Source organism: Saprospiraceae bacterium (assembly GCA_016709995.1).
Lineage (GTDB): Bacteria > Bacteroidota > Bacteroidia > Chitinophagales > Saprospiraceae > JADJLQ01.
The window spans coordinates 2,621,193-2,644,835 of the sequence record JADJLQ010000001.1; the positions used below are offsets into that span (position 1 = coordinate 2,621,193).

Sequence of the window (23,643 nt, forward strand, 5' to 3'; positions counted from 1 at the left end):
GGTATTCGCCAATAGAATAGTATCAATAATAGTAAATTGTGCAGGTTATGAAGACAATCTTAGCTAAATGTTTTTTTCTACTTTGTTTATGTAGTCTCTCAGTGGGATACACCCAATCTATCCCTGAGTCTGCCATTCCATGGTGGAAAAAAAACAATCTCCGGGTCATCCAATGCAATCTCCCCGCTTACGAAGCAGCTACGCTGAATCCTGATTCATTGGTTGCTGACCTCGTACACTTTGCTGCCAATACCCTTATTATAAACGCCGGGGGTATCATGGCATTTTATCCTTCCGGGCTCGAATCACATTATATCAATCCATACATGCAGCCTACTATGCTTAGAGATGTGGTCGATAAATGTCACCGACAAAAGATCAAAGTCATTGTACGATTTGATTTTAGCAGGCTCGACCAATCGATTTTCGAAAAACATCCTGATTGGGTCTATGTAGATAAAGAGGGTCAGCATATGATCAACACAGATAAATATGTGACCTGCATTAATGCACCCTATGTACAAGAAGAAGCTTTCAAGATCGTCAGCGAAGTCATCGATCTTTATCCCGTAGATGGCATTTTTCTCAATATGCCGGGATATCAAAACAGCAATGCCTATGTGGGTAAATATCATGGTATAGACCAGAACGAACACGATAAAAAAAGATTTAATACCTGGAGCGGTGGCCTGACTTTACCAACAGTAGAAGATCGCAATGATCCGGTCTATCTCCAATACCTGCAATTCAGAAAGTTTACTACCGACGAATGGCAGATGAAACTCGCCCAGGTAGTAAAATCCAAAAATCCCGATATCGCCATCTGCACCTATGCGACAGATCATGTGGATATCATCCGCCATGAATCACAGACCAATAGCCTGCCCTATTTTCCCTACAATGCCTCTGACAATGTCAATGTCATGATGACGACCTATCCTGATCATATCGTAAGCAATGCCAGCATCCAACAGATCTCGTTTCAAAGCAGGTATAATGCCATCGAACCCGAAGAAAGCGAGGTCAGGCTCTGGGAAAATATAGCTAATGGTTCAGGACTCGACCTCAGCCTTATGGGTGATCTGCGGGGTTATGAAGATGAGCGCAACTATCCGGTGATCGAAAAAATCTATAACCATCATAAAAAATTTGAATCCTACTATGGCAGATATCAATCCATCGCACGCATTGCACTTGTGGCCCCAGGCTGGTGGCCACATGGTCCCACAATGCAAGAGTACCGAGGCATCCAACTCATGCTCAACGAAGCCCATATTCCTTACGACAGGATCGAAGACTCCCAACTCAGCGATCAATATGAAAAGCTCAAACAATACAAGCTTGTCATTCTCCCCGACATCCAGTCACTCAATACCTCCAGTCTCGAATGCATCCGCAAACTCAATGAAGCCGGTGTCTCTATGCTCGCTACCAATGGCAGCTTCAAGAATCATCCTGAAGATTTGAAAAACCTATTCGGAGCAGAAATAAAAAAGGCTATAGAGGACGGCAGTGGGCATTATATTGGTGTCGATGATCATACTCACTTCCCCTCTCTGCCCGGACAGTCTATGGTGTTGCTAAAGTTTAACCTTGGAGAATATGATCTGTCCGGATGTGATGAAAAGTACTTGCCTATCCTGGCGGTGGGTCGTCCTGGTCCTCCGGAGATGATCGGCGGCCATGATCCAACTGGCTATTTTTCCGTAGGAATTAAGAGAGCAGGCCTGGCAAAAAATGCAATACTTCCGCTCAACCTCGGTCGGTTGTATTATCTGCATGGCTACGAAGATCATAAACATATCGTGCTGGATTTGATCCAGCTGCTGTATCCTCTGGCTGACCAGGCGATCGTGACCGATGCGCATCCCCGCATAGAGACCATCCTCCACGAATATATGCTCAATAATGAAGCAACCTACAGAAAACCCTTTGAAGCGAAAGGGTTGATCTTACATCTAATCAATCTAACTGGTTTTAGTGGCAACACTTATTTCAAACCTTCCAGACAGGATCAGATACATATTAAAATAGTTACACCCCGTACGCCAAGGGTGGTCAAAAACCTGGATAACAATCTGGCGATTCCATTTACTTATAAATCAGGGATGGTGAGTTTTGTCTATATGGGGTTGGTGAATCATGGTGCGGTGGTGATGGATTATTGATGTTAGCAAGTACAAAAGACTTCAATATAAAGAACTTTAAAATACAAAATTTTGTACTTCAACTTAAAAATCAATAATTCGCTCGTTGAACACAATGCAGAGATATTTGACTTACTAACTGAATGGAAAAAATTCAGATTGGCCCCCAAGGCCATTTTAATGAATGGTAGTTTCTAAAAAACACTTCGAATAAACTATAGCACTTTAACAATCTTTATACACTACTCCCCCAGCACCGCCTTCAAATGATGTTGCTGATGCCCCCAATAATCCTCCATCAAAAAAGCCAGAGTATGCAGCGATGGTTCATCCATGCCGGTATCACTTGTGAGATCGATTGAAGTGATAGGGATGTTTTTAGAGACCCGATCAAAATGGAGATTGATCAGTCGCCAAAGCTCGACCAGTTCGGTGGTGTCTGCGGATTGATAAGCTTGAAAGGCGACCCATTCGTTTTGCCGGTATTGGATCTTTTCATTTGGCTGATATTGGGTGACTACCAGTCTGCGTATATTGGTCATAGCACTGTCGATGAGGTGACCTATGATTTCTTTTTTGGACCACCCATCAGGATTAGGTTTGGCATTCCATTCCATTTCTGGGATTTTAGTCAGCAGATGGTAAGTGGACTGTATGAAGTCAGTAATAGAAGTTTCAATCGTGTTGGGATACATAAAAAAATAGTTTTGACATAAACGAGGAATCAATGCCTTTTACCTTCTTTAATCCTAAATACGTGCAGGATAGCAGGAAATAAAGCATCAATGGTCTCGCGTGCGCCTCCGGGCGACCCCGGTGTAGTGACCACAAGTGCATCTCCTATAAAACCGGCGATCCCCCTGGATAGCATAGCAGTGGGCATTCTCTGCTGGCCATATTGCCTGGCAGTTTCTACCACACCGGGTATCTCTCTATCAATCAAAGGCCTCAGGGCATCCGGGGTAATATCCCTGGGTGACAATCCTGTCCCACCAATGAATAATAGCAAATCATGATCCTGGCTGTACTGTTTTGCCAATGATTGGATCCGGTCAAAATCATCGGGGATCGTCTCCTGGGTGGTGATGGTCAAACCTAATATTTCAAGCCTGTCTTTAGCAATCCCTCCGGAAGTATCCTCCGTAGTCCCTTTAGATACGCTATCAGAACATACGATGATGGCGACCCGCAGGTGTGTGTATTCTTCTTTGTTGATATCAGACTTACCTCCTTTTTTGGAGACTAGCCTTATATGATGGATCTCAACTCCTTTGTCGATGGGCTTTAGCATATCATACATCGTGAGTGCCACGATAGAGGCGCCGTGCATGGCTTCCACTTCAACCCCTGTCTTATAAATGGTATGGACTTCGACGAAGATATGGATCTCCAGGTCTTTGACATCGTAGGTGATCTGGGTGAATTCTATAGGCAGGGGATGACAGTCAGGGATTAGTTCGCTGGTTTTTTTAACTCCAAACAAGCCGGCCACTTTGGCAAATTCGAAGATATCCCCTTTGGGCACTGTCTTGTTTTGGATGGCCTCCATGGTTTCCTTTTTAGAAACTTTGACTACAGCAGTAGCAATGGCTTTACGAAGTGTGAATGTCTTATGTGTGATATCTACCATATACAATGTATGCTTTCATAGCTTTTAGGGGCTGATTAAATATTGTTTTCTTTCCAAATATGGCTTTGATCAGGCAACAATTCTTTCCCCCACACGGGCAGTTCCTTTTTGATCCTTTCCACCATGGCTGCGCAAGCATCGATCGCCGGTTTTCTATGAACAGAAGAGGTAAATACAAAAAGGGAGATTTCACCGGTAGGGACCAGTCCCAAGCTATGATATACATGCAAACAAGTCAATTCATACTCACCGAATATGTCTTGCCTGATCTTGTGCATGATTAGTAGTGCCATTTCCTCATAACACGAATATTCTATACCAGTCACTACTTGCCCGTTTTTGACATCGGCCCTCACCTGGCCCAGAAATATACTATGACCTCCAATATTCATTTTACTGGCATGTGCTCCGATTTTTTCACTTATAAAAGCCGGGGAAATGGGGCCCTGGACGAATATATTTCTAATTCTATGCTCAGACATATAATAATATTAATTAATGTGTCAACCTCCGGCGTAGGGAGGCAGTATTGCGATGGTATGATCTTTTTCAAACTTTATATTGCCCACTATGATCTCCAGGTCCATGGCCAGTTGATAAGGAGATTGACCTAAAAAAGGATATTGAGCCTTTAATGTAGTGAGGAGCATATCCGTATCGAGTTGGTCGACAAGTTGTAATGTTTTCACACCTGCTTGTTCTGCCAATGGGCCAAAGAATAATACAGTAATTTGATTAATAGGCATGATAGATGTTCAAAATTACTAAATAATGATCATAGGTGTTTTGCATAAAAATCTGATTTTTATTATTTTGTGAGTTTTAATTAATCAACTACCTATGAACCAAACTAATACTACCATTCAATTCCCCTTCGATTATGATCAGGTATTTATTCTCGAAGAGTGGATGATCCGCAGCCAACTTCAGTCCAGAGACCAGGAGAAATACTCCAATCAACCGGACCTGGAAGCTATAGAATATTACAATGACACTATCGATGTACTGACCACTGAGTCTACTTTTATCAGGAATGGACTATTTGAAAATCACAGTGTCATAAATGCATTTTCTAAAGCGACTTTAATCGAAAAATCTAAAGACAGCTATCAATTTTTGATGCGTTGCTGGCCCCCACCATGCGTATCCGAAGACAAAGCAGCCATTCAAGCCAAAGGTGCAAAAGCTACCCTGGAGTTCACAGCAAGACCCATATTGAATGTAGACCCCTCAAGACACATCAAATGCCAACTCATCAGCAAGACCAGGGGTACACAAGATAAGGTAGTAGTCAATTATGTGGAATCGATCCAAACCATCCAAGGCAATTCCTTTTCGATATTGATGCCCAAAATAACCAGGATCAAAGGTGTCAAAAAAGCTCAGCTGATCATAGAAGTCCAAAAATTTAATACTTGGAGCAGATACACATATGACATAACTTTAGTCGGATAAACAAGTTTTATTCAGATTGTTTCCTTACCTTAAGTTTTTTTTTATCGTATTTATTTTTCTTAACTGTATCACTCAGGGATATGGTCAGAGAAAAGAGGATATGCACCCATTGTATATTTACCTCAACAATGAACTGCACGAAAATGAGCAATTTGCAGCATTTGAAAAACAGTATCCGAGACTGTTAGCACCAGGATCCCATCCCGGATTTGTAGATTCTATTTATACTTATGGACTGCTGGCGGACTATTTTAATAAATATGGTTACCTGGACCGGGCGGACTCCATCATAGAAATTATGGATCATATGACATCGTCAGCTCATGAAGCCAAAGATCCTGCTGCTGCCAATTATGAAGAAATGTTGCTCAGTACCCGTGCTTTGAATCTTGCCTACAAAGGCGACTATCACGGGTCCATAGAAAAGTTAATTGCCCGAAAAACCACACCAAGGAGTCCTTCTCAAGTCAATCAGTGGTTGGGAGAAATTTATTTTAGAGGCGGCCAATATGCACGAGCAGAAAGGTACCTGGCCCAATCCATTGATTCCTTTAAACAAACTGACCTCATCAATCGATGGCCCGTCGATGCCTATGTGTTTTCAGCCAATGCGCTGATCAAACTGGGCCGATTACCGCAAGCCCTTGATCGATTGAATAAAGCTAAATATTACAAAACCTGGGTTAAAAAATATCGTCAACGATTTTTGTACAATTATTATAATGCATGGATAGATTATCTCCTGGCTGTTGGTTCCCAAAGATTGGTGGTAGAACCATATTATCAGAAATTGACTTCTTTGACTGCAATGCAAGCCATGCCTCAACTTATCCTACGCAAGGCTGAGTATGAAAGTCTATTTGGAGATAAAAACAAGGTCATTCCATTATTAAATCAATCATTGAACATCACCTTAAAAAATCAATCCAGCAATATTTCTCTTTTGTCCAATATTCATTTGAAGTTGGCTGCCGAGTACCAGGTTCTGGACTCCACATCATTGGCAAAAATGCATATCTCCCAAGCTATTCGTCTTTTTACAGGTATACCTGATTACAAAGATTGGCCCTTTGTCTCCTGGCAAAGTATATATAATAGAATGGATGTATTAGCTGCCCTGGAAATGTATTTCAGGTTTTCAAAAATAGAAATTTCCGTTTCAAGCGATACCACTGCCTTAATCGATCATGCTTTGTTGGCCAAATGGGCTATGGATGGTATCCTAGCAGAAAGAAGCAAGTTTTTAATAGGAGATGATAAGTCTGCTTTAGTAGGATACAACCAAAAAATCATAGAGCAAGGGATCTATACCAACACCAGGCTTTTCAAACTCACCCAAAATCCTCAATACCTTCATGCATTGTTCGAATTCATCGAAAGCAATAAATCGCTCAACCTGGCAGAGGAGATTGTCCGGGTGAACACATTCAATAAATCATATGCCACTACAAACTATGAAACTGACAAAATCGATTCTCTAAAAAACATCCTGGTCTCGCTGGATCGTAGGAAAATCTATGAACCTAACAATGTCAATTTGATATCAAGGATAGCTAACATCCATGATTCATTGGACCGATGGACCAATCAATTGCCTTTTTTAAATAACGAATCGACTCAAAACCTGCAATTATTTAAAACCTATTCCTTACACGAAGTATTACACAGCCTGACCAAAAACCAATCCATCCTGGAGTTTTATCAAGGCCTGGATATGATCTATATCCTGCTCATGCAGACAAACAAATTAGACATCAAAGCAATACCCAGATCTAAAGATTTAGACGAGCAGATCCAATACTATCATCTGGCTTTGACAGCACCCATCCACACTGACTATAGTTTTAATCCCCGTGCGCTGGATTCATTATATCAGGTATCAGCAACCCGTCTTTTTCAAGTGCTCATCGGCGATTGGGAGTCGATTTTACGCGGTCAAATCCTGATCATTCCGGATGGCAATTTTCATCTTATCCCCTTTGCAAGTCTTTTGATTCAAAAAACGACTTCGTCCAATTTTAAGGAGATGCCTTATTGGGTATGTAATCATGCTATTAACTACGAACATTCATCTTCTATCTGGATGCAACTTAATCGTATGCCCTCAGACCATGCTTTGCAATCCGTCCTGGCGATGGCCCCCTTTGCGAGTCAGCAGCTCAAAGAATCTCAATATGAACTGGAGCAAATATCCAGATATACTTTGTCTAAGTCTATCTTTAATCATCAAGCCACCAAACAATTATTTTGCCAGATTGCTCCGGATTATAAAATTTTGCACCTGGCTACCCATGCATTTTCCAATACTTATGACGGATCCAGTTCCAGCGTAAGTTTTTATCGCACAGATACTTTTTTACCAACGACTGATAGCCGGGGAGGGCACGAAGTCATTTTGGATAGCTTCAGTTATCTATTGGATGTAAGGGATGTGAGAAATTTAAATCTACAGTCGGATATGGTGGTATTAAGCGCATGCGAGTCTGGGGTCGGAGAATGGAAAGAAGGTGAAGGGCTGATCAGCCTGGCCAGGGGATTTCTGAGCGCAGGAGCTAAAAGCGTAGTCCAAACTCTTTGGCAGGTCCATGACAAAGCCAATGCCCTGTTAATGTCCAATTTTTATAAACAATTAAAAAACGGTGAAACCAAAGGCGAAGCTCTTCGCAAAGCTCAACTAATTTATATCCGGGACCAGGAGATCGGTCGCAGACAAAGTCATCCTTTTTATTGGGCAGGTTTAGTCATACAAGGCAATAATCTACCCTTGGAAAAAAACAATCACCCCATTGCGATGTTCTTAGGTTTGTTGTTGCTCACATTACTGATTTTGTATATCCTTCGAATCAGAAAAAATCGGCACATTACTGTAAATGAATAATACTTTAAACCTTGAATAGCAGTTTGACTGCAGCGAGGATCAAAACGATCGAAAGAATATACCTCAATATACGCTGATCAAATCGTAGAGCTCCAAAATAGGCTCCGCCTAAACCACCACACACGGCCATCACAATCATGGTCAGCATATTGGTACTGATGGTGATCCCGTTGGACAGCTGGCCCGCCAACCCGGACAAAGAATTGACAAAAATAAATAATGCGCTGACTGAAGCGGTTTGTTTTTGATCTGACCAATAGAGCAGTAGTAAAATGGGTGACAAAATCACGCCACCACCGATGCCAATCAATCCGGATAAAAAACCTATTGCCCCTCCAATGATCAATGACCCTACAAGGTGCGACGATTTCAGTTCTTGAGTTGTAGGGCTGGTGAAGAACATAAACCTTAATGCAGGAATCAACAGCAAGACCCCAAGAATTTGTTTGTATACATCATCTCCCAATTGCATTTTTCCACCAATGAACGCAAGCGGAACTGAAGTCACTAAAAACGGCCAGATCAAATTAAATCTGAAATGACCCCCTCTGTAATATTGGATGAAAGCTATGAATGAAACAAATAGATTAAGGATCAAGGCTGTCGGTTTCATTTCGGCAGGTGCTGTGCCTGCCAAAGCCATCAATGCCAGGTATCCACTCGCTCCTCCATGTCCCACGCTTGCATACAAAAAAGCGACTACAAAAAGTACTAAATACAACCAATAACCATATTCCATAAAATCAACACGAAGGTAATAAATAAACATCCACAGGATCTCCGGAGAATATCTCTACGGCATCTTCATTTATATGGATTATTGCATTCGCCCTGGCAAAAGATTTCAGTCTGAAAGATTCCTGCGCATCCAGTGGTGTCACCATGGTGCCGTCAAAGTGTGCTTTTAAAAAATGAGTGATCCCGGAAGGCTTTTTATAATCGGCAGTGATCGGGGCAGTGATAGATTTTATGGAACTCGGTTGATTGGCCATTTTTTTTATACATGGCTCGACATACAGATAAAGACAGGTTAGCGCAGAAGCAGGATTTCCAGGAAGGCCAAAAACCAATGGTGACTTTGAATTTTCATGGTCAAAAGCACCGAAATACATTGGTTTACCTGGTTTTTGTTTGATTTTATGAAAAATGGTCTTGACTCCAATTTCTTCTGAAGCCCGGGTCACAAAATCAAAATCACCGACACTTACTCCACCGGTGAGTACGATGACATCAGAGGTATTGACCGAATCATGTAGTGCTATTTTAAGTGACTCCATGTCGTCTGGCAAGTGCCTCACGGATATTTGATCCACCCCCATTTGACGAAAACCAGCATCTAAAGTATATGAGTTAGAGTCATACACTTTGCCGTATTGGAGAGGCTGACCTGGGTGAGCCAGTTCGTTGCCGGTGACCAGGATACTAATCACTGGGTATGGATATGTCAATACTTCTTCGATCCCCATACTGGCCAGAAAACCAATAGCTGCAGGTCCTAAATGAGTCCCCTTTGAAAGCGCAACCGCGTTAGCATTAATCTCAGATCCAGCAAGTCTTCGATTGGATCCTAATACAAGGGAGGGGTCCTGGATGGAGATCTTCCCGTCCTGCAAAACTGTTTTCTCTTGCATGACTACGGTATCGGCTCCAGCAGGCACTGGTGCACCAGTGAATATCCTGACGGCCTCCCCGCGCTTGACCCTATAGGTGGCAGTATCGCCCGCAGCGATGATATGCTTTACTTCAAGCACCTTGCTATCGACCAGGCTCTCAAACGCAAAAGCATATCCATCCATAGACGATTGTGGAAAGGGCGGAAGATCGATAGGAGCATATAGATCCACTGCCAGAACCTGATTCAAGGCCTTGCGCAAGGGGACCATTTTCGGAATCAATGGCTGGGTATGTTCCAGAACGAGATGACAGGCCTGTTGTACGGAAATCATTTTGATTGATATTTATTTCAAATACTTCCTGACTTTTTCGGTGATGGATTTTTTCACCCCTGACCAGGTCTGTTTTTTTAAACTGATCGGTTCTTCACTATCGTCCGCATCGACAAAATAAGTCAAAGCCTGGGGCACTGAGATCAATAAGTTTTGAGTATTAAACTTTTCCTTGTGAAATTTTATAAAATCAGCGACAGTATAATGCGCTAACAATTCAGCGACATCCCAAAAATCTTTTTTCTTGCCTCTGCCGAGGATAGCCTGCACTTTCATAGCAATGATGTCTTCGGTAGAATACATTCGGATGCCATCTAGTACCTGAGTAGGTCTTATTTCCGGGTGCGGATATCGGACCAAATCCACTTTTACATTATCAATAAAACAAAAAATGCCAAAATGAGGTGTTGAAGTCCTATTATCAAAGGAATTTTTAAATTTTACTTTTAACGCATGTGCAATTCTTTCATTTTCAAAGGGAGTTATAGAAAAAAGGTCAAGATCCACCGAGGTACGATGACCGTACATCAAGGACAAAGCCGTACCTCCAACTAGTGAAAAAGCCTTCATCTCAGGCATTTTCATAAGCTTTTCTAATACGGAAAAAGTGTAGGGTTCAACTGTCTCAAAGTGTAACATCTAAATTCTTCTATAGGTCTGTCGATGACTGCACTAGCAAGATACATAGTAATTTCTGGCAAAAACTTTGCATTTAACAAAGCTGCCCTCACTTTATCATCTCCATAATATCGCCGGCAATTGCGTATATCACTTACATCCCCGCGTTCAAATACCCTTTCGATTACAAAATTAGCTTTGGCGTCATAATCGATTTTGTCAAAAGCTACATCCCAAAAGATGCGCTTATTAAATTTGGGTTTACTTTTTGGTTTTTTACTTTCAGCCATCAAAGCAAAATTAAGGTAATTAGATTGCAATGAATCATCTTAATCAGAGATTTATATTGGTTTAGCTTGATGTTTAGTGGCAACACTTTGACAGGAATATGTCCAATTGAACATCAACCACTCTCCTTTTTTTCTTATTTTTCCAGTCTAAAACTCAAATCCATATGAAACTCGTCCCAGTGTTGGTCTTTTTATGTCTATCCCTTTGCGTTTTTGGCCAAAAGAAAAAATCAAAAACTGTCAGTCCTGCAGTCATGACCGCTACGATGCCTGCAGTCGACACTTTTAAGTCCGATGTATTTGCTGGTCTCAATATGCGTAGCATAGGCCCTGCACTCGTATCAGGCCGCATCACTCAGGTGGTAGTCAATCCTAAAAAGTTTAGTGAATATTATGTAGTAACCGCCTCGGGTGGAATCTGGAAAACCATCAACGCAGGCACGACCTATACCCCAATCTTTGATAAATATGGGTCCTATAGCATGGGTACCCTTACCATGGACCCTTCTAACAGCGCAGTACTTTGGCTGGGTACCGGCGAGAATAATAATCAACGATCTATCGCCTATGGGGATGGTATCTACAAGTCGGAAGACGCCGGAAAATCGTGGAAAAATATGGGCCTCAAAAGCTCAGAGCATATCGGAAGTATCGTAGTAGATCCGACCAACAGTGATATCGTATATGTAGCCGTTTATGGTCCTCTCTGGAGTAGTGGCGGGGAACGTGGCATCTATAAAACCATCGATGGTGGCAAGAACTGGAAGTCTATTCTGAACGTAAGTGAACATACAGGCTTCAATGAAATCCATATGGATCCCAGAAATGTCAATGTACTCTATGCCTGCGCTCATCAGCGGCAAAGAAAAGTATTTACCTATATCGGCGGAGGGCCAGAGTCAGCCATGTATAAAAGCACAGATGCAGGTGCTACCTGGAACAAAGTGGGAGGTGGATTTCCTTCAGGCAAAGACCTGGGTCGTATCGGTATGGCTATCTCTCCTGCCAACCCTGATATGGTCTATGCTATAGTCGAAGGCGATGAAACCGGGGTTTACCGAAGTATGGATCGTGGGGCCAGTTGGGAAAAAAGAAGCAGCTATCAAACAAGTGGCAATTACTACCAGGAATTATTCTGTGATCCTATCAACCCTGAAAGACTGTGGAGTGCCAATACTTTTCTCATGGTCTCCGATGATGGAGGAAAAAACTGGCATCAGTTTGGTGAAAAAAACAAACACGTAGACAATCACCATGTATGGATAGATCCAACCAATACAGATCATACCCTGGTTGGTTGCGATGGAGGTCTGTACGAATCCTGGGATGATGGCAAAAACTGGCAATTCAAACCCAATCTGCCCATCACACAATTTTATAAAGTCTCCGTGGACTATGCGCTTCCGTTCTATAATGTGTATGGAGGTACTCAGGATAATTTTTCACTGGGTGGGCCTTCGAGATCGACCAGTGCCAATGGAGTAACCAATAGTGACTGGTATATCACTTGTGGAGGAGACGGGTTTGAATCACAAGCCGACTATGAAGATGATAATATCGTCTATGCTCAATCGCAGTACGGCGGACTAGTCCGTTTTGACAAACGAAGCGGGGAACAAACTGATGTCAGACCTATCGAATTTCAAAATGATTCAGCATATCGATGGAATTGGGATGCTCCCTTACTCATCTCTCAACACGATCATAAAAGATTATACTTCGCTGCCAATAAAGTCTTTCGGACTGATGATCGAGGTGATAGTTGGAGGGTAGTCAGCCCCGACCTTACAGGCAATGTCGATCGCAATAAACTTGAGGTGATGGGCAAGATATGGAGCGTGGATGCTGTGGCTAAGAATGGCAGTACGGATATATATGGCAATATTGTTGCATTAGCGGAAGCCAAGCAGGATGAAAATATCTTGTGGGCGGGTACAGACGATGGCCTCATCCACCTCACGACCGATGGTGGAGCACATTGGACCAAACTCAATGCTGTCAATGGAGCACCAGCGCAATCGTATGTCAACCAAATCATCACCTCGCTGCATGATAAAAACACGGCTTATGTCGCCTTTAACCACCATCGATATGGGGATTTTAAACCTTATCTGTTTAAAACGACAGATATGGGAAAAACCTGGACCTCCATCGTGACCAACCTTCCGGAAAGAGGCAGTGTATACACCATAGCTGAGGACCATATAGATCCAAATCTACTGTTCGTAGGTACCGAATTTGGTTTATTCGTCACTGTCAATGGAGCTAAAACCTGGACTCAGATCAAAAATGGCTTGCCTACCATAGCGGTAAGAGACCTGGAGATTCAACGACGGGAGAATGACCTGGTACTCGCAACCTTTGGTCGTGGATATTGGATACTTGAAAACTATGCTATCCTTAGAAATTTTGACAAAAACATCTTGACCAAGGATGCCCATATCTATCCTACCAAAGAAGCTTTGATGTACAACCCCTGGTATCCTCTTGGCCTGCGAGACAAGGGATTTCAGGGCGAGTCCTATTTTACCTCACCCAATCCCCTGCCTGGTGTGAGTGTCGTATATAATGTCAAAGAAGACATCAAGACACTGAAAGAAAAACGAACAGAAGCTGAAAAAGAAAAAATTAAAAAAGGGGAGCCGGTTTATTACCCAAGTATTGAAAGCCTGCGCCTGGAAGATAATGAACCCGATCCCTATGTGCTCGCCACGATCACTGATGAGACAGGGGAGATCGTCCGTCGGATCAAACTGCCCGCAAAAAAAGGTAGCAAACAATTTTATTGGGACCTGCGCTCAGCTCCGGTCAGCGCTGTCAATGTATCCGAATCAGAAAGCACCAACCCTTTTACAAGTAGAGAAAAAGGGTATCCTGTATTGCCGGGAAATTATACCGTACGATTGAGCAAATTTGAAAATGGTGTCTACTCCAACCTGGGAGATAAGGCTATCATCAAGGCGGTGCCTCTCAACAATGCCAGTATCAAGGCCGAGGACAAAGTGGCTGTAGATGCCTTCAACAAACAAGTCGCCGAAATGAGAAGGGTGTCCAGTATGAGCCAACGATATTATGGCGACCTGATGAACAAACTTAAGTTTATCAAAGCAGCTTACTTACAAACTCCAAGATTGCCGCTGACTGTCAATACTGACGCGCAGGCTTTGGAAGATAGGCTCAAAAAAGTAGGAATAGAGATGAATGGCGATCAGACGAAATCTTCCCGCGAATTTGAGACAGAACCAGGCATCAACAGCAGGGTGTTTAGTATCATCGGCAGTTTATGGGATATTTCCGGTGGACCCACAGGAACCATGCTCAAAACTTATCAGGAGACCAATCAGGATCTCGACAAAGTAGTCAATGAAATCAATACCATCAATGCCGAGATAGCCAAACTGGAGACCTTACTTGAGCAAGCAGGTGCTCCTTATACACCAGGCAGAATGCCCAGCATCAAGCGACCTTGACCTATGCCTTCATTGAATGTCAAATAAATGTTATTGAGGAAAATTAGAATCACTCCAGCACACTGTCATAAGTACTTAATTGTTCAATAATTCTGTACAATATACTGGAATATGATAAAAAACTCATTTTACCAGCTGCTACCGCCGCCACCGCCAAATCCACCACCACTAAAGCCACCTCCGCCACCTCCAAAACTACCGCCGCCAGATCCTACTGTAGGTTGTGGATAAGAGGTAAATGCAGAGCTGATCTCTTTTGGCTCAAAGTGGGTTCCAAAATCATTCATGGTTTGATGATGCTGGCCCATACCCATACCATAATATCCATACCAAATAGGCGCTTGTGGGATATATGGTCTGACCTTGGTGATGAAAGATTTGTCCAATTTTAACGCCACTGCATAAGGATATACTTTGTCAAAATAATTGGGGTCATCCTTGATGACGGATTCCAGAGATTGATTTTGATCCCCCTTGAGGAAAGCATAAAAGGCTTTGAGTTTTTGATGCATGAGTTGGCCTCGCTGGGAGAGTACCTGGCTTGTGGTGATTAAAATGATCCCAATAATAAATCCTATGATGAAGAAAATTCCAGCAAGCCAATAGCCCAAGGCCATACAAAGGATCGCCAGCACCATAAATGCAGTAATCCCTATCCAGGATCTCCAGGATTTAAACCAATGCCGATACTCAGGATCATAGAGCTCTTTGTCTATAATCTCTTGTTTGATCATGGATTTGACAGCAGCATGGGTTTGATGAAAATTATTACGCAGAGAAGAAAGGCTCACACTCAGCCTACCCTCGAAAATTTTATTAAATAAAGTGTATTCGTAGGCCGTATGTTTTTCATCCAGATTTTGAAGTTTGATCAGATAAGTATCCTCAGAGCGCTGATCATATTCCATTTTGATAAAACCCTGGGCTGCCCAATAAGGCAACAATGAGATCACATCACGATCGTTGACTATATGATCAAAAAAAGCACCGACTTCAGCAGGGTTCATATCCAATGGGGGATAAGGTTGCGGCTCGGTGATAGGCTCGGGATTAAATCGGGTTTTCATTTTATTCCACCACCCTACCATCAGGGAAATTAATATCGCTGGAAGGATAGCTAATGGCCATTGGGTTTTAAGCTTTCGCATCACTTCCTGGGTCCTGGATTCGCTCAAATGCACCGTATTGACTGGATCGATATATCCTGAGGGAAGTTTGAGGGCTATGGTGAGACCTTCTCCGGGTTGTAAAATATTGATGTTTTGACCTGTGATATGGCGGCCTTCTTGTTGAATAAACCCACTGTCTGCCCTGGAACCTGTTTTGCCGGCATAGAGTTTGAGATCGGCATAGTCGAGTGCGATGTCATCCGGCAAGGTTATGTCAAAATTGACTTTTTCAATGGGAGCAGTCCATTCATTACCAGTGATGTTCCAGTAAAATTCATCGTAAGTGTCCGCTGTGATAAACGGACCTTTGACTTTGTAAGTGATATCATAGACCTGCCGGCCGGTGATATAACGATCTGGATCACCAATACGGATCGATTTTTGACCGGACTGATCCGTTATTTTCGATGGTTGGTCTTTGACCGCAATGCTGGTGATATTAGCCTTGTAGGACTTCTTCTGATAGGTGTATTGATATGGAATATTCCGGATGATACCCCTTTTTTGAGCACTAAAGTCCACGGTGATCTTCTCATGGGTATTGATCACTCCGGATCTATCAATCTGAATCGAAACTTCAAAATTTTTAATTATAAAATCCTGTGCAATTGCACTATCAAGACTGAACCAAAGCAGTAAAAGGAAGAGCGCTGATCTATTCATATCCATAAAACCAAAATACAAAAGGCATAAGTTCCAGCCAAATTGTAGCTTATATCACGAATAGGGCTAAAATACCATCCATGATACCAATTAGTTAGAGATTCATCAGATAATAGACTGTATTGGTAGATATGGAAGAATAACTTGTATAATTACCAATTTTTTTGAAAAAGTTAGTCAGATTTACGCGTCGAAGCGTTGGAATTTAATCCCCTACCTCAGAAATGAATCCAGGCAAGTTTCTGAACAATCCGATTCTACCAGCCTAAATTTGAAATTTTCCAGGGCTCCCGGGCACAATTTAACAATAAGTATCAAAAGCCATTTTAAGGTTGGCAGCTACTATATCAGCATTGCGACCTTCGATTTGATAACGCTCTATCATATGAACCAGCTCACCATCTTTAAACAGCGCTATGGAAGGAGAGGATGGGGGGTAAGGAGCTAAAAATTCCCGCGCTTTGGCGGTAGCTTCCCTATCCACTCCAGCAAATACGGTGTATAATTTTTCAGGTATTTTGGATGATTTTAACGCCATAGCAACTCCCGGACGAGCGTGAGCTGCTGCACAGCCACAAACACTATTGACCATGAGCAAAATGGTACCGGATTTATCATTGAGCGCTTGTTCTACTTCTTGTTCGTCAGTCAAAGACTCAAAACCTGCCTGGAGCAGTTCATTTTCCATGGGTTTTACTAAATCTATAGGATACATTGGATCTTGTTATTTTTACTGAAACGAATAAAATGCCTAAAAGGTTTAAGGACTGCGAAAATAAACAATTCTTTAATAGGTGGTAGATTATCTTCAGGCGAGAAGTTTCCGCCCAATCCCGTAGCTCCCCATAATTAATAGCACCACCCTACATGGTCCTTTTTTTACATATGGTATTTTGCATCTGCACTTCATTTGCCTATATTTGTTGGCATGAGCGCCAAATGCATCGAGTGTGGTGATAAAATCGCCGGAAGATCTGACAAAAAATTTTGTTCAGATCAATGTCGTAGTGCCTATAATAATAAACTGAACAGTGATAGCAATAATCTGATGCGCAATATCAATAATACTTTGCGTAAAAACAGGCGCATTTTGATGGAGCAAAATCCGGACGGCAAAAGCAAAGTCACCGGTGATGTATTGGCCAAAAAAGGCTTTAAATTTGATTATTTCACCAATTTGTATCATACTAAAAACGGGCATACCTATTACTTCTGTTATGATCAGGGTTATTTGCCACTGGACAATGACTGGTATGCACTGGTCAAGCGGAAGGAATATATTGGCTGATACTTCCTAATTTAATTTTTATAAAATTATTGATGTCATAGTCCTAACTTATTGTATATAGGTTGCGTACAGTATTAACAAGCACACTATGGTCATAAAGGCTATTTAATACTGAAGTAATCTATTCAAAATGTTCTATTGGAAAAAATATGTCTCGTTTAACCATATTGTTCTATGGATAGGAGTGTTTTTAAAAGTAAACACATGCTATGGTCAGATAGCAGCAAAATTTCCTGGTGATAACAATATTGCCTCCGATCCTGCTGTGCTCTTTACCGAAATGTGTGAGCAATCTGACCTAAATAGCTTTTTTAGCAACTGGAGTTCGAATAGCGGCGTCAAATCCATTGCTTTGGACCCCTCAACTTATCCACCAGGCAGTCCCGGACATCAATCGGTACGGCTATTTACCACAGCGGGGGTATTGGGTCAACCGGGAACTGTCCAAACGGCCATCCTGTATAAATTTTTTCCGGGAGGGGTGAATGACTCCATTTTTGCCAGATGGTATGTAAAATATAATTCTTCGGGCACCCTACATCATTCCGGCCCAAGGCTTGGGGGCAATAATCCACCCAATGCAGTAAATCCAAATTCTCCTGCAGGGGTCAGACCCAGTGGATCCGACTTTTTTTACCTGGGTGCAGAAACGACTCAGGGCAAAACGAGCCCGGTTAATCAATCCACCTTCGATTATTATAACTACTGGATGCATATGCGGGGCACTACTTTTTTTCCGGGGCTGTATTATGGCAATAGTTTTGTCAACGATCCGGCCGTATCGATCGATCTGAACACCTGGAATTGCATCGAAGTGCGACTGAAATTAAATAATCCGGTTAGCAGCTTTAATGGGGAGATCACTATGTGGATCAACGGTGCCAAAGTATCAGAGATTAAAACAGGAACCGAAGGAATCTGGACGGAAGACAACTTTATACCACAATCTGGTGGTACCACTTTTGAAGGATTCCAATGGAGAAATGATCCAAATTTAAAATTCAATTACTTCAATTTAACTCATTTTGTGGATCATGATCAGCCTGGTCAAGTCAACAGTGTCAATTATGACCATATTGTGGTGGCCCGGAAGTATATCGGGCCCATGCAGGCTGCCAACTTACCCATAATATCCTTCACAGCAGCTGTGCGTTGTGATGATCAAAAAACGGTACTTCGCTGGCAGGCCTCGTCCTCATCTGGTGACAACGAGTTTTCAGTCGAACGGAGTAACGATGCCAAAGTCTGGCAGACCGTGCACGTAAGTCGCGAAATCTATGCAGTCGCCAAAGTCGCGGAGTACCTGTTTGTGGATCCAACATCCCCCCTTGGAAGGTCCTATTACCGGATCAAACAAACGGGACCTAATGCTGCTGTTAACTATTCTAAAATAATATCTTGCCTTCCCTGCCGTACTTTATCATATTATCCCAATCCGGCGAAAGACTTTATCATTTTCCCGGTTCAAACTGAACAAATAATCATCTCCGATCTCATGGGCAGGGAAGTATGTTCGAGCCCATCTGATACGAAAAGGATTGACATCAGGAATTTAAAAAATGGCATTTATTTGATTCAACACGGTTCGGAAGTGTATAAACTCCTGGTGAGTCATTAACAAAAATCAATAGTTACCGAGGATGCCAACGGCCATCATCATGTTTTCATTTATTTTAAGAATCTGTCCAGCTTTATTCAGGTCTAAACTATTGCAGCCCTATTCTTCGAATTAACAAGATTTTTATGGCAACACCCGGTATAGATCTATAACTTTGAGTCTTTAATTTTAAATGGTCCGGCAAAGATTGTCCTCCAGTATAGGTTTAAAGAATGATTAAAATTGGCTATGAAAAAGAAGATAGTTCTGGGAATTTATGGATTTTGTTTGTCTTTAGTGACTTTGGCTCAATCGCCGACCTGGTCAGGCGGGATCGCTGAGATCATCTACAAAAACTGCACCGGATGTCATCATACCGGAGGTTCAGGACCTTTCTCGATGATGTCCTACAACCAGACTTTTAACAATCGGACCTCCATCAAGTCCGTGGTTTCCCAAAAAATTATGCCCCCATGGCCTCCGGACATAAACTATAGTCAACACGCGTTTAGCAGAGCGTTGCCTGCTCAGGACATAGAAGCGATCACCAGATGGATAGAATCAGGTGCCCAATCGGGTGATCTGGCAAAAGCACCGCTTCCACCTGTATACAATGATGCAGCCGGTTTTATTAAAGATCCTGAACTTTCTATCTCCATACCAGCCTACACATTATCCAGCAGCCAGGATGAATATCGTTGTTTTATCGACAGTACTTCCCTCAAGAAAGACATGTGGATGACTGCACTGGAATGCATTCCGGGCAATGCAGAAATCGTACACCACGTGTTGATATTTAAAGATAATAGCGAAAGAGGATTTACGATGGATAGCCGTGATGCAGGGCCAGGTTATGTTTGCTTTGGCAGCTCTGGGTCTTCCAGTGCTGAGCTAATCGCTGCCTGGGTGCCCGGAGCCCAACCGTTTTCTTTGCCCAAGGGCTTCGGCGTAAAGTTGAATGCAGGAACCAATATCATCATACAAGTGCATTACCCGGGTGGTTTCAAAGGAAAAACGGATCAAACGAAGATCAAGCTCAGGTTGACCGAAGCTCCGCAAAGAGAGGCCTACCTCGTCCCTGCATTAAATCATGAAACCAGCATGGTCAATGGTCCGCTTGTCATACCTGCCAACAGCAAAAAGACCTTTACTGAAAAATTTGTTACTCCGCTCTCTTTTTCACTCATCGGTGTCGCCCCACACATGCATTTGATCGGTAGTTCCATCAAAACCTGGGCAGTCGGGCCTGATCAAAAAGAAATTCCTTTGATCTCTATCCCGGAATGGGATTTTCATTGGCAAGGCATCTATCAATTTCCAACGATTAAAAAAATACCGGCCGGATCCACGCTTTTTTCAGAAGCGAGTTATGACAACACTTCTTCTAACCATCACAATCCTAATTTTCCTCCAAAAGAAGTAAGAGTCGGCGAAGCCACGACAGATGAGATGATGCTCACTTATTTTTTATTTGCTTTATATCAGAATGGCGATGAGAAAATCATCATTGATTCTAGCGCTTCGCTAGTTTCAGGGGCTTCTGACATCAGACTAGAAAAACGAAATGTCTCCCTAAGCCCTAATCCTAGCGGCTCTCAATCACAAGCGGTACTTTCTTTTAAATCCTCTGCTCAAGACAAAGTCACTATTTCTATTTTTAATCTGCAAGGAAAACAATTATACCGGCATACTGAATCCTACCCTGACAGTGGTGTCCAATCTTCTTTATTGACACCTGGCCCACTTGCCACGGGTATATACCTGATCAAAACTCAGGGTAGAAACTGGACCTCTTCTTTAAAATGGGTGGTGATCTAAGACATCAATTCTGCAAACCTTGCAGACCAGGCAATACGATATTGTCCGCTTCTGTCTGACGCATCTTGATTTTCTTAAATGACTGGTCGGCTTCAAAGAAAAAGCCGGTGCCTACCTCCTTGCCCCGAGTCCATTTGACAAATTTGTTGCTATAGATCAACTGCCTGTTTTCATCCCAGATGAGTTCCTCGCCCTCCAGGTGCGTACTGTCAACAGCCGATACCAGATGAACCTGATTCCTGGCTGTCATGACACGTTTGTTTTCATCCCTGATCGCATATTTTGCAGTCAAAGTAGCTTTGATATGAGTACTATCATCATAAAATTCGCAGTAGATCCCTTTGGGGAATTCCTGAAAAGCACTGTTGTTTTGAATGGTTCTTTTGATCAAAGGGGCACGAAGTAAAACCATCAGCTTACCGGAGTCGGTATACTGCATGGTGACATTTTCGACAAACTCTTCGTTGCCTTTTTTTCGGTTAAATTCATTGATCAGATTGATGTCGTTTTCACAAGAAATAAAAACTGCAAGAATCAAAATACTAGCGCAGTAACGTAACATCTCCTTTTATAATTCTGGTGACTTTATCCACAAATAATACTGATGCTGAATATGCATATACTCCTGAGGGCAAAGCCTGTCCGTTAGCAGTGCCATCCCAACCAGACGAATCATCATTGATATCGAGGTTAGTGCCTTCGTAGACCAGCCCTCCCCACCGGTTAAATACTCTGAGGTATTCGATGGACTCGATAGCCCGATTGCCAAACAGCTTGAATATTTTATTCCTGGTGTCCCTGTCGGGGGTAAAAGTATTGGGAATATAAATCGCCCTATCAAGGGTCACATCGACAAACATCGAGTCAGCTGCCACACAACCATCGGCGGTGGTGACGACTAATTTATATTGAGTACTGCCAGGAGGAATGGCATCCGTCGATAAACAGGTAGTACAGACTATTCCATCAGGTGGCACCCAGGCAGTGACATTGGTAGCATTAGTAGGATTGTAAGAGCCATTCAACCTTACTTCGTAACCTAACCTTCCAGTGAGGTCAGGACCAGCATCGACGATGATCGGAGGTGGTTCAGCCAGGCTCACATTGGTAGAATCTCTGCATCCCCGGGCATCAGTGACTTTGACCTGGTAAGTACCTTTATCCAGATTGGTGTACTTAAATTGGCGTTTAAATTTACCATTACCCAAGGCATAAAGATATTCCGGAGTCCCCCCGCTACCGCCTATGGATATAGATCCACTGGGGATACCATTGCAAGTAAGATCTTTGGCGTCAGGTACCGCCTTAAGCGTAGGAAGATCTTCGCAGCATGGTTCGACATTGATGGTCCTGGTGAAAGAATAGGTACACCCTTTGTCAGATTCTACCACAAGTACTATGGTCTTGGCGCCAAAGGATTTATATCGCACCTGGTGGGGGCCTTTGGTAAATGCGACTTCGCTGGGTGTAGCGCCATCGCCAAAATTCCAGGTATATTTTACAATCTGGCCGGCGGCAAAAAAAGTACTGTCACGGATGGTAAATGCTTGTTCACATTTGAGTCCTGTCTCAGGGGCAACCTCGATTTTGGTTTCAGGGCCCAGAAAATCCCCGAGGCCACCAAATTCGATGAAAAAACCATGATTGGAAGAGGTAAAATTATTGATCATGACCCCATAACTCATGCCTTTGACCATGTCTAGTTGCCTCACAAAACCATCCTCTCCCGGATCACAATTAGGACTTTCTTCAAGGTCCCTTGAAGTGGCATTGAGCCCGGTTGGCCCCAGGCAAGCAGTGGCCATGCACCGAACCAGTTTTTTATTATTACAATTAGACAATCCATTGGGATATTCAAATACCGCAAAATCAATGTCATCATTGGCAGCGTCGGGGGTGATTTTAAATGTAAGAGGGCCATCATTCAAAGCCGTCCATCTGTACCAAGTAGAATTTGACTCCGAATTATTATTTCTTGGGTCAGAATTATTAAAATCAAGGCAAGAATTGTCCGCTTCATCATTGTCCCGACCGGCTCCCACTACACTTTCTACGTGGAATGGGTCTTTACTACAAAGTACCGTCGCGGTCGCACAATCACCGTTAGCACTGGCAGGAGGGTTATAGTTATTGATACATAACTGAAAAGTCCCTACATTTTGGTCTACACCGTCCACACGAATATAATAAGTAGCACCAATGACCAAACCTCCTTTATATAGCGTAGCAGTATTGAGATTTACCGGCGAGGTCACACAAGGAAATATCTCTGACATATTCCGGCAGTCACCTGTATAAATGGATAGTTCCGGCCTTTTAAGGGTAGTCCCATTTATGGTGATCAGCACATCTGAAGCTATAGCCACAAATTTAAACCAAACATCATTGGAGGCACTTGCCCAACAGGTCGCTTTGGCGATGTCCCCATTATCCGGGTCAAAAGTGGCCCCGGCATTGGTATAAGCGCCAATCGGCGAACAATACTTTGTCACATCACTGATCCGAATAGCGTCCAGGCAAAAATCATTGTCAGGCTGTGCAACCAGGCTGGCAGACCAACCCATCACCAGCAAAAAAATACCAAAAAACTTTATCATATAAATCTTACCCTACTTTAACGTTGATACTCATTGAATTGATTTCACAAATTTGTTTTAAAAATCTTAAAACTTGT

The 23,643-nt window shown here is 42.6% G+C and carries 19 protein-coding genes; 7 read left to right on the plus strand and 12 right to left on the minus strand.

Annotated features, from left to right (window positions below; all coding sequences use genetic code 11):
• Positions 1-47 precede the first annotated feature (47 nt).
• A complete protein-coding gene (locus IPJ09_11110; GenBank protein MBK7371969.1) occupies positions 48-2,168 on the plus strand; it encodes a family 10 glycosylhydrolase in 2,121 nt (706 codons plus the stop codon).
• 221 nt (positions 2,169-2,389) lie between these two features.
• Here IPJ09_11110 and IPJ09_11115 read toward each other — a convergent pair whose 3' ends face one another.
• Genes IPJ09_11115 through IPJ09_11130 form a run of 4 tightly spaced genes read right to left on the minus strand, consistent with a single transcriptional unit; the run spans position 2,390 to position 4,523 of the window.
• Positions 2,390-2,842 carry a DinB family protein gene (locus tag IPJ09_11115; protein MBK7371970.1) on the minus strand — a complete coding sequence of 151 codons (453 nt, stop codon included), beginning with the start codon at positions 2,840-2,842 and terminating at the stop codon, positions 2,390-2,392.
• Positions 2,843-2,871: 29 nt separating this feature from the next.
• Positions 2,872-3,777 carry a bifunctional molybdenum cofactor biosynthesis protein MoaC/MoaB gene (locus tag IPJ09_11120; protein MBK7371971.1) on the minus strand — a complete coding sequence of 302 codons (906 nt, stop codon included), beginning with the start codon at positions 3,775-3,777 and terminating at the stop codon, positions 2,872-2,874.
• Between the two features lie 35 nt (positions 3,778-3,812).
• A complete protein-coding gene (locus IPJ09_11125; protein ID MBK7371972.1) occupies positions 3,813-4,259 on the minus strand; it encodes a molybdenum cofactor biosynthesis protein MoaE in 447 nt (148 codons plus the stop codon).
• A 21-nt stretch (positions 4,260-4,280) separates the two neighbouring features.
• A complete protein-coding gene (locus IPJ09_11130) occupies positions 4,281-4,523 on the minus strand; it encodes a MoaD/ThiS family protein (protein ID MBK7371973.1) in 243 nt (80 codons plus the stop codon).
• A 94-nt stretch (positions 4,524-4,617) separates the two neighbouring features.
• Here IPJ09_11130 and IPJ09_11135 point away from each other — a divergent pair, with 94 nt between their 5' ends.
• Entirely contained in the window at positions 4,618-5,232 is a 615-nt protein-coding gene (locus IPJ09_11135) for a hypothetical protein (protein MBK7371974.1), read from the plus strand.
• Between the two features lie 16 nt (positions 5,233-5,248).
• On the plus strand, positions 5,249-8,110 hold the full coding sequence (locus tag IPJ09_11140; GenBank protein MBK7371975.1) for a CHAT domain-containing protein: 2,862 nt from the start codon (positions 5,249-5,251) through the stop codon (positions 8,108-8,110).
• 4 nt (positions 8,111-8,114) lie between these two features.
• Here the strand turns inward: IPJ09_11140 and IPJ09_11145 are convergent, their stop codons facing one another.
• The 4 genes from IPJ09_11145 to IPJ09_11160 are packed head-to-tail and all read right to left on the minus strand — an operon-like array spanning position 8,115 to position 10,964.
• The gene (locus IPJ09_11145) at positions 8,115-8,849 is read right to left on the minus strand and encodes a sulfite exporter TauE/SafE family protein (GenBank protein MBK7371976.1); all 735 of its coding nucleotides are present in this window, start codon (positions 8,847-8,849) and stop codon (positions 8,115-8,117) included.
• A 4-nt stretch (positions 8,850-8,853) separates the two neighbouring features.
• A complete protein-coding gene (locus IPJ09_11150) occupies positions 8,854-10,056 on the minus strand; it encodes a molybdopterin molybdotransferase MoeA (protein MBK7371977.1) in 1,203 nt (400 codons plus the stop codon).
• A 12-nt stretch (positions 10,057-10,068) separates the two neighbouring features.
• Positions 10,069-10,635 (minus strand): nucleotidyl transferase AbiEii/AbiGii toxin family protein, encoded by a 567-nt coding sequence (locus IPJ09_11155; GenBank protein MBK7371978.1) that lies wholly within the window; start codon positions 10,633-10,635, stop codon positions 10,069-10,071.
• A gap of 14 nt (positions 10,636-10,649) precedes the next feature.
• Entirely contained in the window at positions 10,650-10,964 is a 315-nt protein-coding gene (locus tag IPJ09_11160) for a hypothetical protein (protein ID MBK7371979.1), read from the minus strand.
• Between the two features lie 164 nt (positions 10,965-11,128).
• Between IPJ09_11160 and IPJ09_11165 the strand changes: the two genes are divergently transcribed.
• Positions 11,129-14,434 (plus strand): glycosyl hydrolase, encoded by a 3,306-nt coding sequence (locus tag IPJ09_11165; protein MBK7371980.1) that lies wholly within the window; start codon positions 11,129-11,131, stop codon positions 14,432-14,434.
• Between the two features lie 128 nt (positions 14,435-14,562).
• On the opposite strand, the gene IPJ09_11170 is transcribed toward IPJ09_11165, so the two are convergent.
• Together IPJ09_11170 and IPJ09_11175 are read right to left on the minus strand one after the other, a co-directional pair.
• Entirely contained in the window at positions 14,563-16,266 is a 1,704-nt protein-coding gene (locus IPJ09_11170; GenBank protein MBK7371981.1) for a DUF2207 domain-containing protein, read from the minus strand.
• Between the two features lie 301 nt (positions 16,267-16,567).
• A complete protein-coding gene (locus tag IPJ09_11175; GenBank protein MBK7371982.1) occupies positions 16,568-16,981 on the minus strand; it encodes a BrxA/BrxB family bacilliredoxin in 414 nt (137 codons plus the stop codon).
• A gap of 213 nt (positions 16,982-17,194) precedes the next feature.
• Here IPJ09_11175 and IPJ09_11180 point away from each other — a divergent pair, with 213 nt between their 5' ends.
• The 3 genes from IPJ09_11180 to IPJ09_11190 all read left to right on the plus strand — a co-directional run bounded on the left by IPJ09_11180 (position 17,195) and on the right by IPJ09_11190 (position 20,969).
• On the plus strand, positions 17,195-17,554 hold the full coding sequence (locus IPJ09_11180) for a DUF2116 family Zn-ribbon domain-containing protein (protein MBK7371983.1): 360 nt from the start codon (positions 17,195-17,197) through the stop codon (positions 17,552-17,554).
• 130 nt (positions 17,555-17,684) lie between these two features.
• The gene (locus IPJ09_11185; protein MBK7371984.1) at positions 17,685-19,172 is read left to right on the plus strand and encodes a T9SS type A sorting domain-containing protein; all 1,488 of its coding nucleotides are present in this window, start codon (positions 17,685-17,687) and stop codon (positions 19,170-19,172) included.
• 228 nt (positions 19,173-19,400) lie between these two features.
• Positions 19,401-20,969, plus strand: coding sequence for a T9SS type A sorting domain-containing protein (locus IPJ09_11190; protein MBK7371985.1), 1,569 nt, complete (start codon positions 19,401-19,403; stop codon positions 20,967-20,969).
• Positions 20,970-20,973: 4 nt separating this feature from the next.
• Here the strand turns inward: IPJ09_11190 and lptC are convergent, their stop codons facing one another.
• Both lptC and IPJ09_11200 read right to left on the minus strand, forming a co-directional pair.
• The gene (gene lptC / locus IPJ09_11195) at positions 20,974-21,531 is read right to left on the minus strand and encodes an LPS export ABC transporter periplasmic protein LptC (protein MBK7371986.1); all 558 of its coding nucleotides are present in this window, start codon (positions 21,529-21,531) and stop codon (positions 20,974-20,976) included.
• Positions 21,512-23,566 (minus strand): gliding motility-associated C-terminal domain-containing protein, encoded by a 2,055-nt coding sequence (locus IPJ09_11200; protein ID MBK7371987.1) that lies wholly within the window; start codon positions 23,564-23,566, stop codon positions 21,512-21,514. Before IPJ09_11200 ends, lptC begins: the two co-directional genes overlap by 20 nt.
• Positions 23,567-23,643 lie beyond the last annotated feature (77 nt).

Coding starts and splice junctions, on each gene's coding strand:
- IPJ09_11110 (MBK7371969.1), top strand. CDS start 48: ATGAAGACAATCTTAGCTAAATGTTTTTTTCTACTTTGTTTATGTAGT.
- IPJ09_11115 (MBK7371970.1), bottom strand. CDS start 2,842: ATGTATCCCAACACGATTGAAACTTCTATTACTGACTTCATACAGTCC.
- IPJ09_11120 (MBK7371971.1), bottom strand. CDS start 3,777: ATGGTAGATATCACACATAAGACATTCACACTTCGTAAAGCCATTGCT.
- IPJ09_11125 (MBK7371972.1), bottom strand. CDS start 4,259: ATGTCTGAGCATAGAATTAGAAATATATTCGTCCAGGGCCCCATTTCC.
- IPJ09_11130 (MBK7371973.1), bottom strand. CDS start 4,523: ATGCCTATTAATCAAATTACTGTATTATTCTTTGGCCCATTGGCAGAA.
- IPJ09_11135 (MBK7371974.1), top strand. CDS start 4,618: ATGAACCAAACTAATACTACCATTCAATTCCCCTTCGATTATGATCAG.
- IPJ09_11145 (MBK7371976.1), bottom strand. CDS start 8,849: ATGGAATATGGTTATTGGTTGTATTTAGTACTTTTTGTAGTCGCTTTT.
- IPJ09_11150 (MBK7371977.1), bottom strand. CDS start 10,056: ATGATTTCCGTACAACAGGCCTGTCATCTCGTTCTGGAACATACCCAG.
- IPJ09_11155 (MBK7371978.1), bottom strand. CDS start 10,635: ATGCCTGAGATGAAGGCTTTTTCACTAGTTGGAGGTACGGCTTTGTCC.
- IPJ09_11160 (MBK7371979.1), bottom strand. CDS start 10,964: ATGGCTGAAAGTAAAAAACCAAAAAGTAAACCCAAATTTAATAAGCGC.
- IPJ09_11165 (MBK7371980.1), top strand. CDS start 11,129: ATGAAACTCGTCCCAGTGTTGGTCTTTTTATGTCTATCCCTTTGCGTT.
- IPJ09_11170 (MBK7371981.1), bottom strand. CDS start 16,266: ATGAATAGATCAGCGCTCTTCCTTTTACTGCTTTGGTTCAGTCTTGAT.
- IPJ09_11175 (MBK7371982.1), bottom strand. CDS start 16,981: ATGTATCCTATAGATTTAGTAAAACCCATGGAAAATGAACTGCTCCAG.
- IPJ09_11180 (MBK7371983.1), top strand. CDS start 17,195: ATGAGCGCCAAATGCATCGAGTGTGGTGATAAAATCGCCGGAAGATCT.
- IPJ09_11185 (MBK7371984.1), top strand. CDS start 17,685: ATGTTCTATTGGAAAAAATATGTCTCGTTTAACCATATTGTTCTATGG.
- IPJ09_11190 (MBK7371985.1), top strand. CDS start 19,401: ATGAAAAAGAAGATAGTTCTGGGAATTTATGGATTTTGTTTGTCTTTA.
- lptC (MBK7371986.1), bottom strand. CDS start 21,531: ATGTTACGTTACTGCGCTAGTATTTTGATTCTTGCAGTTTTTATTTCT.
- IPJ09_11200 (MBK7371987.1), bottom strand. CDS start 23,566: ATGATAAAGTTTTTTGGTATTTTTTTGCTGGTGATGGGTTGGTCTGCC.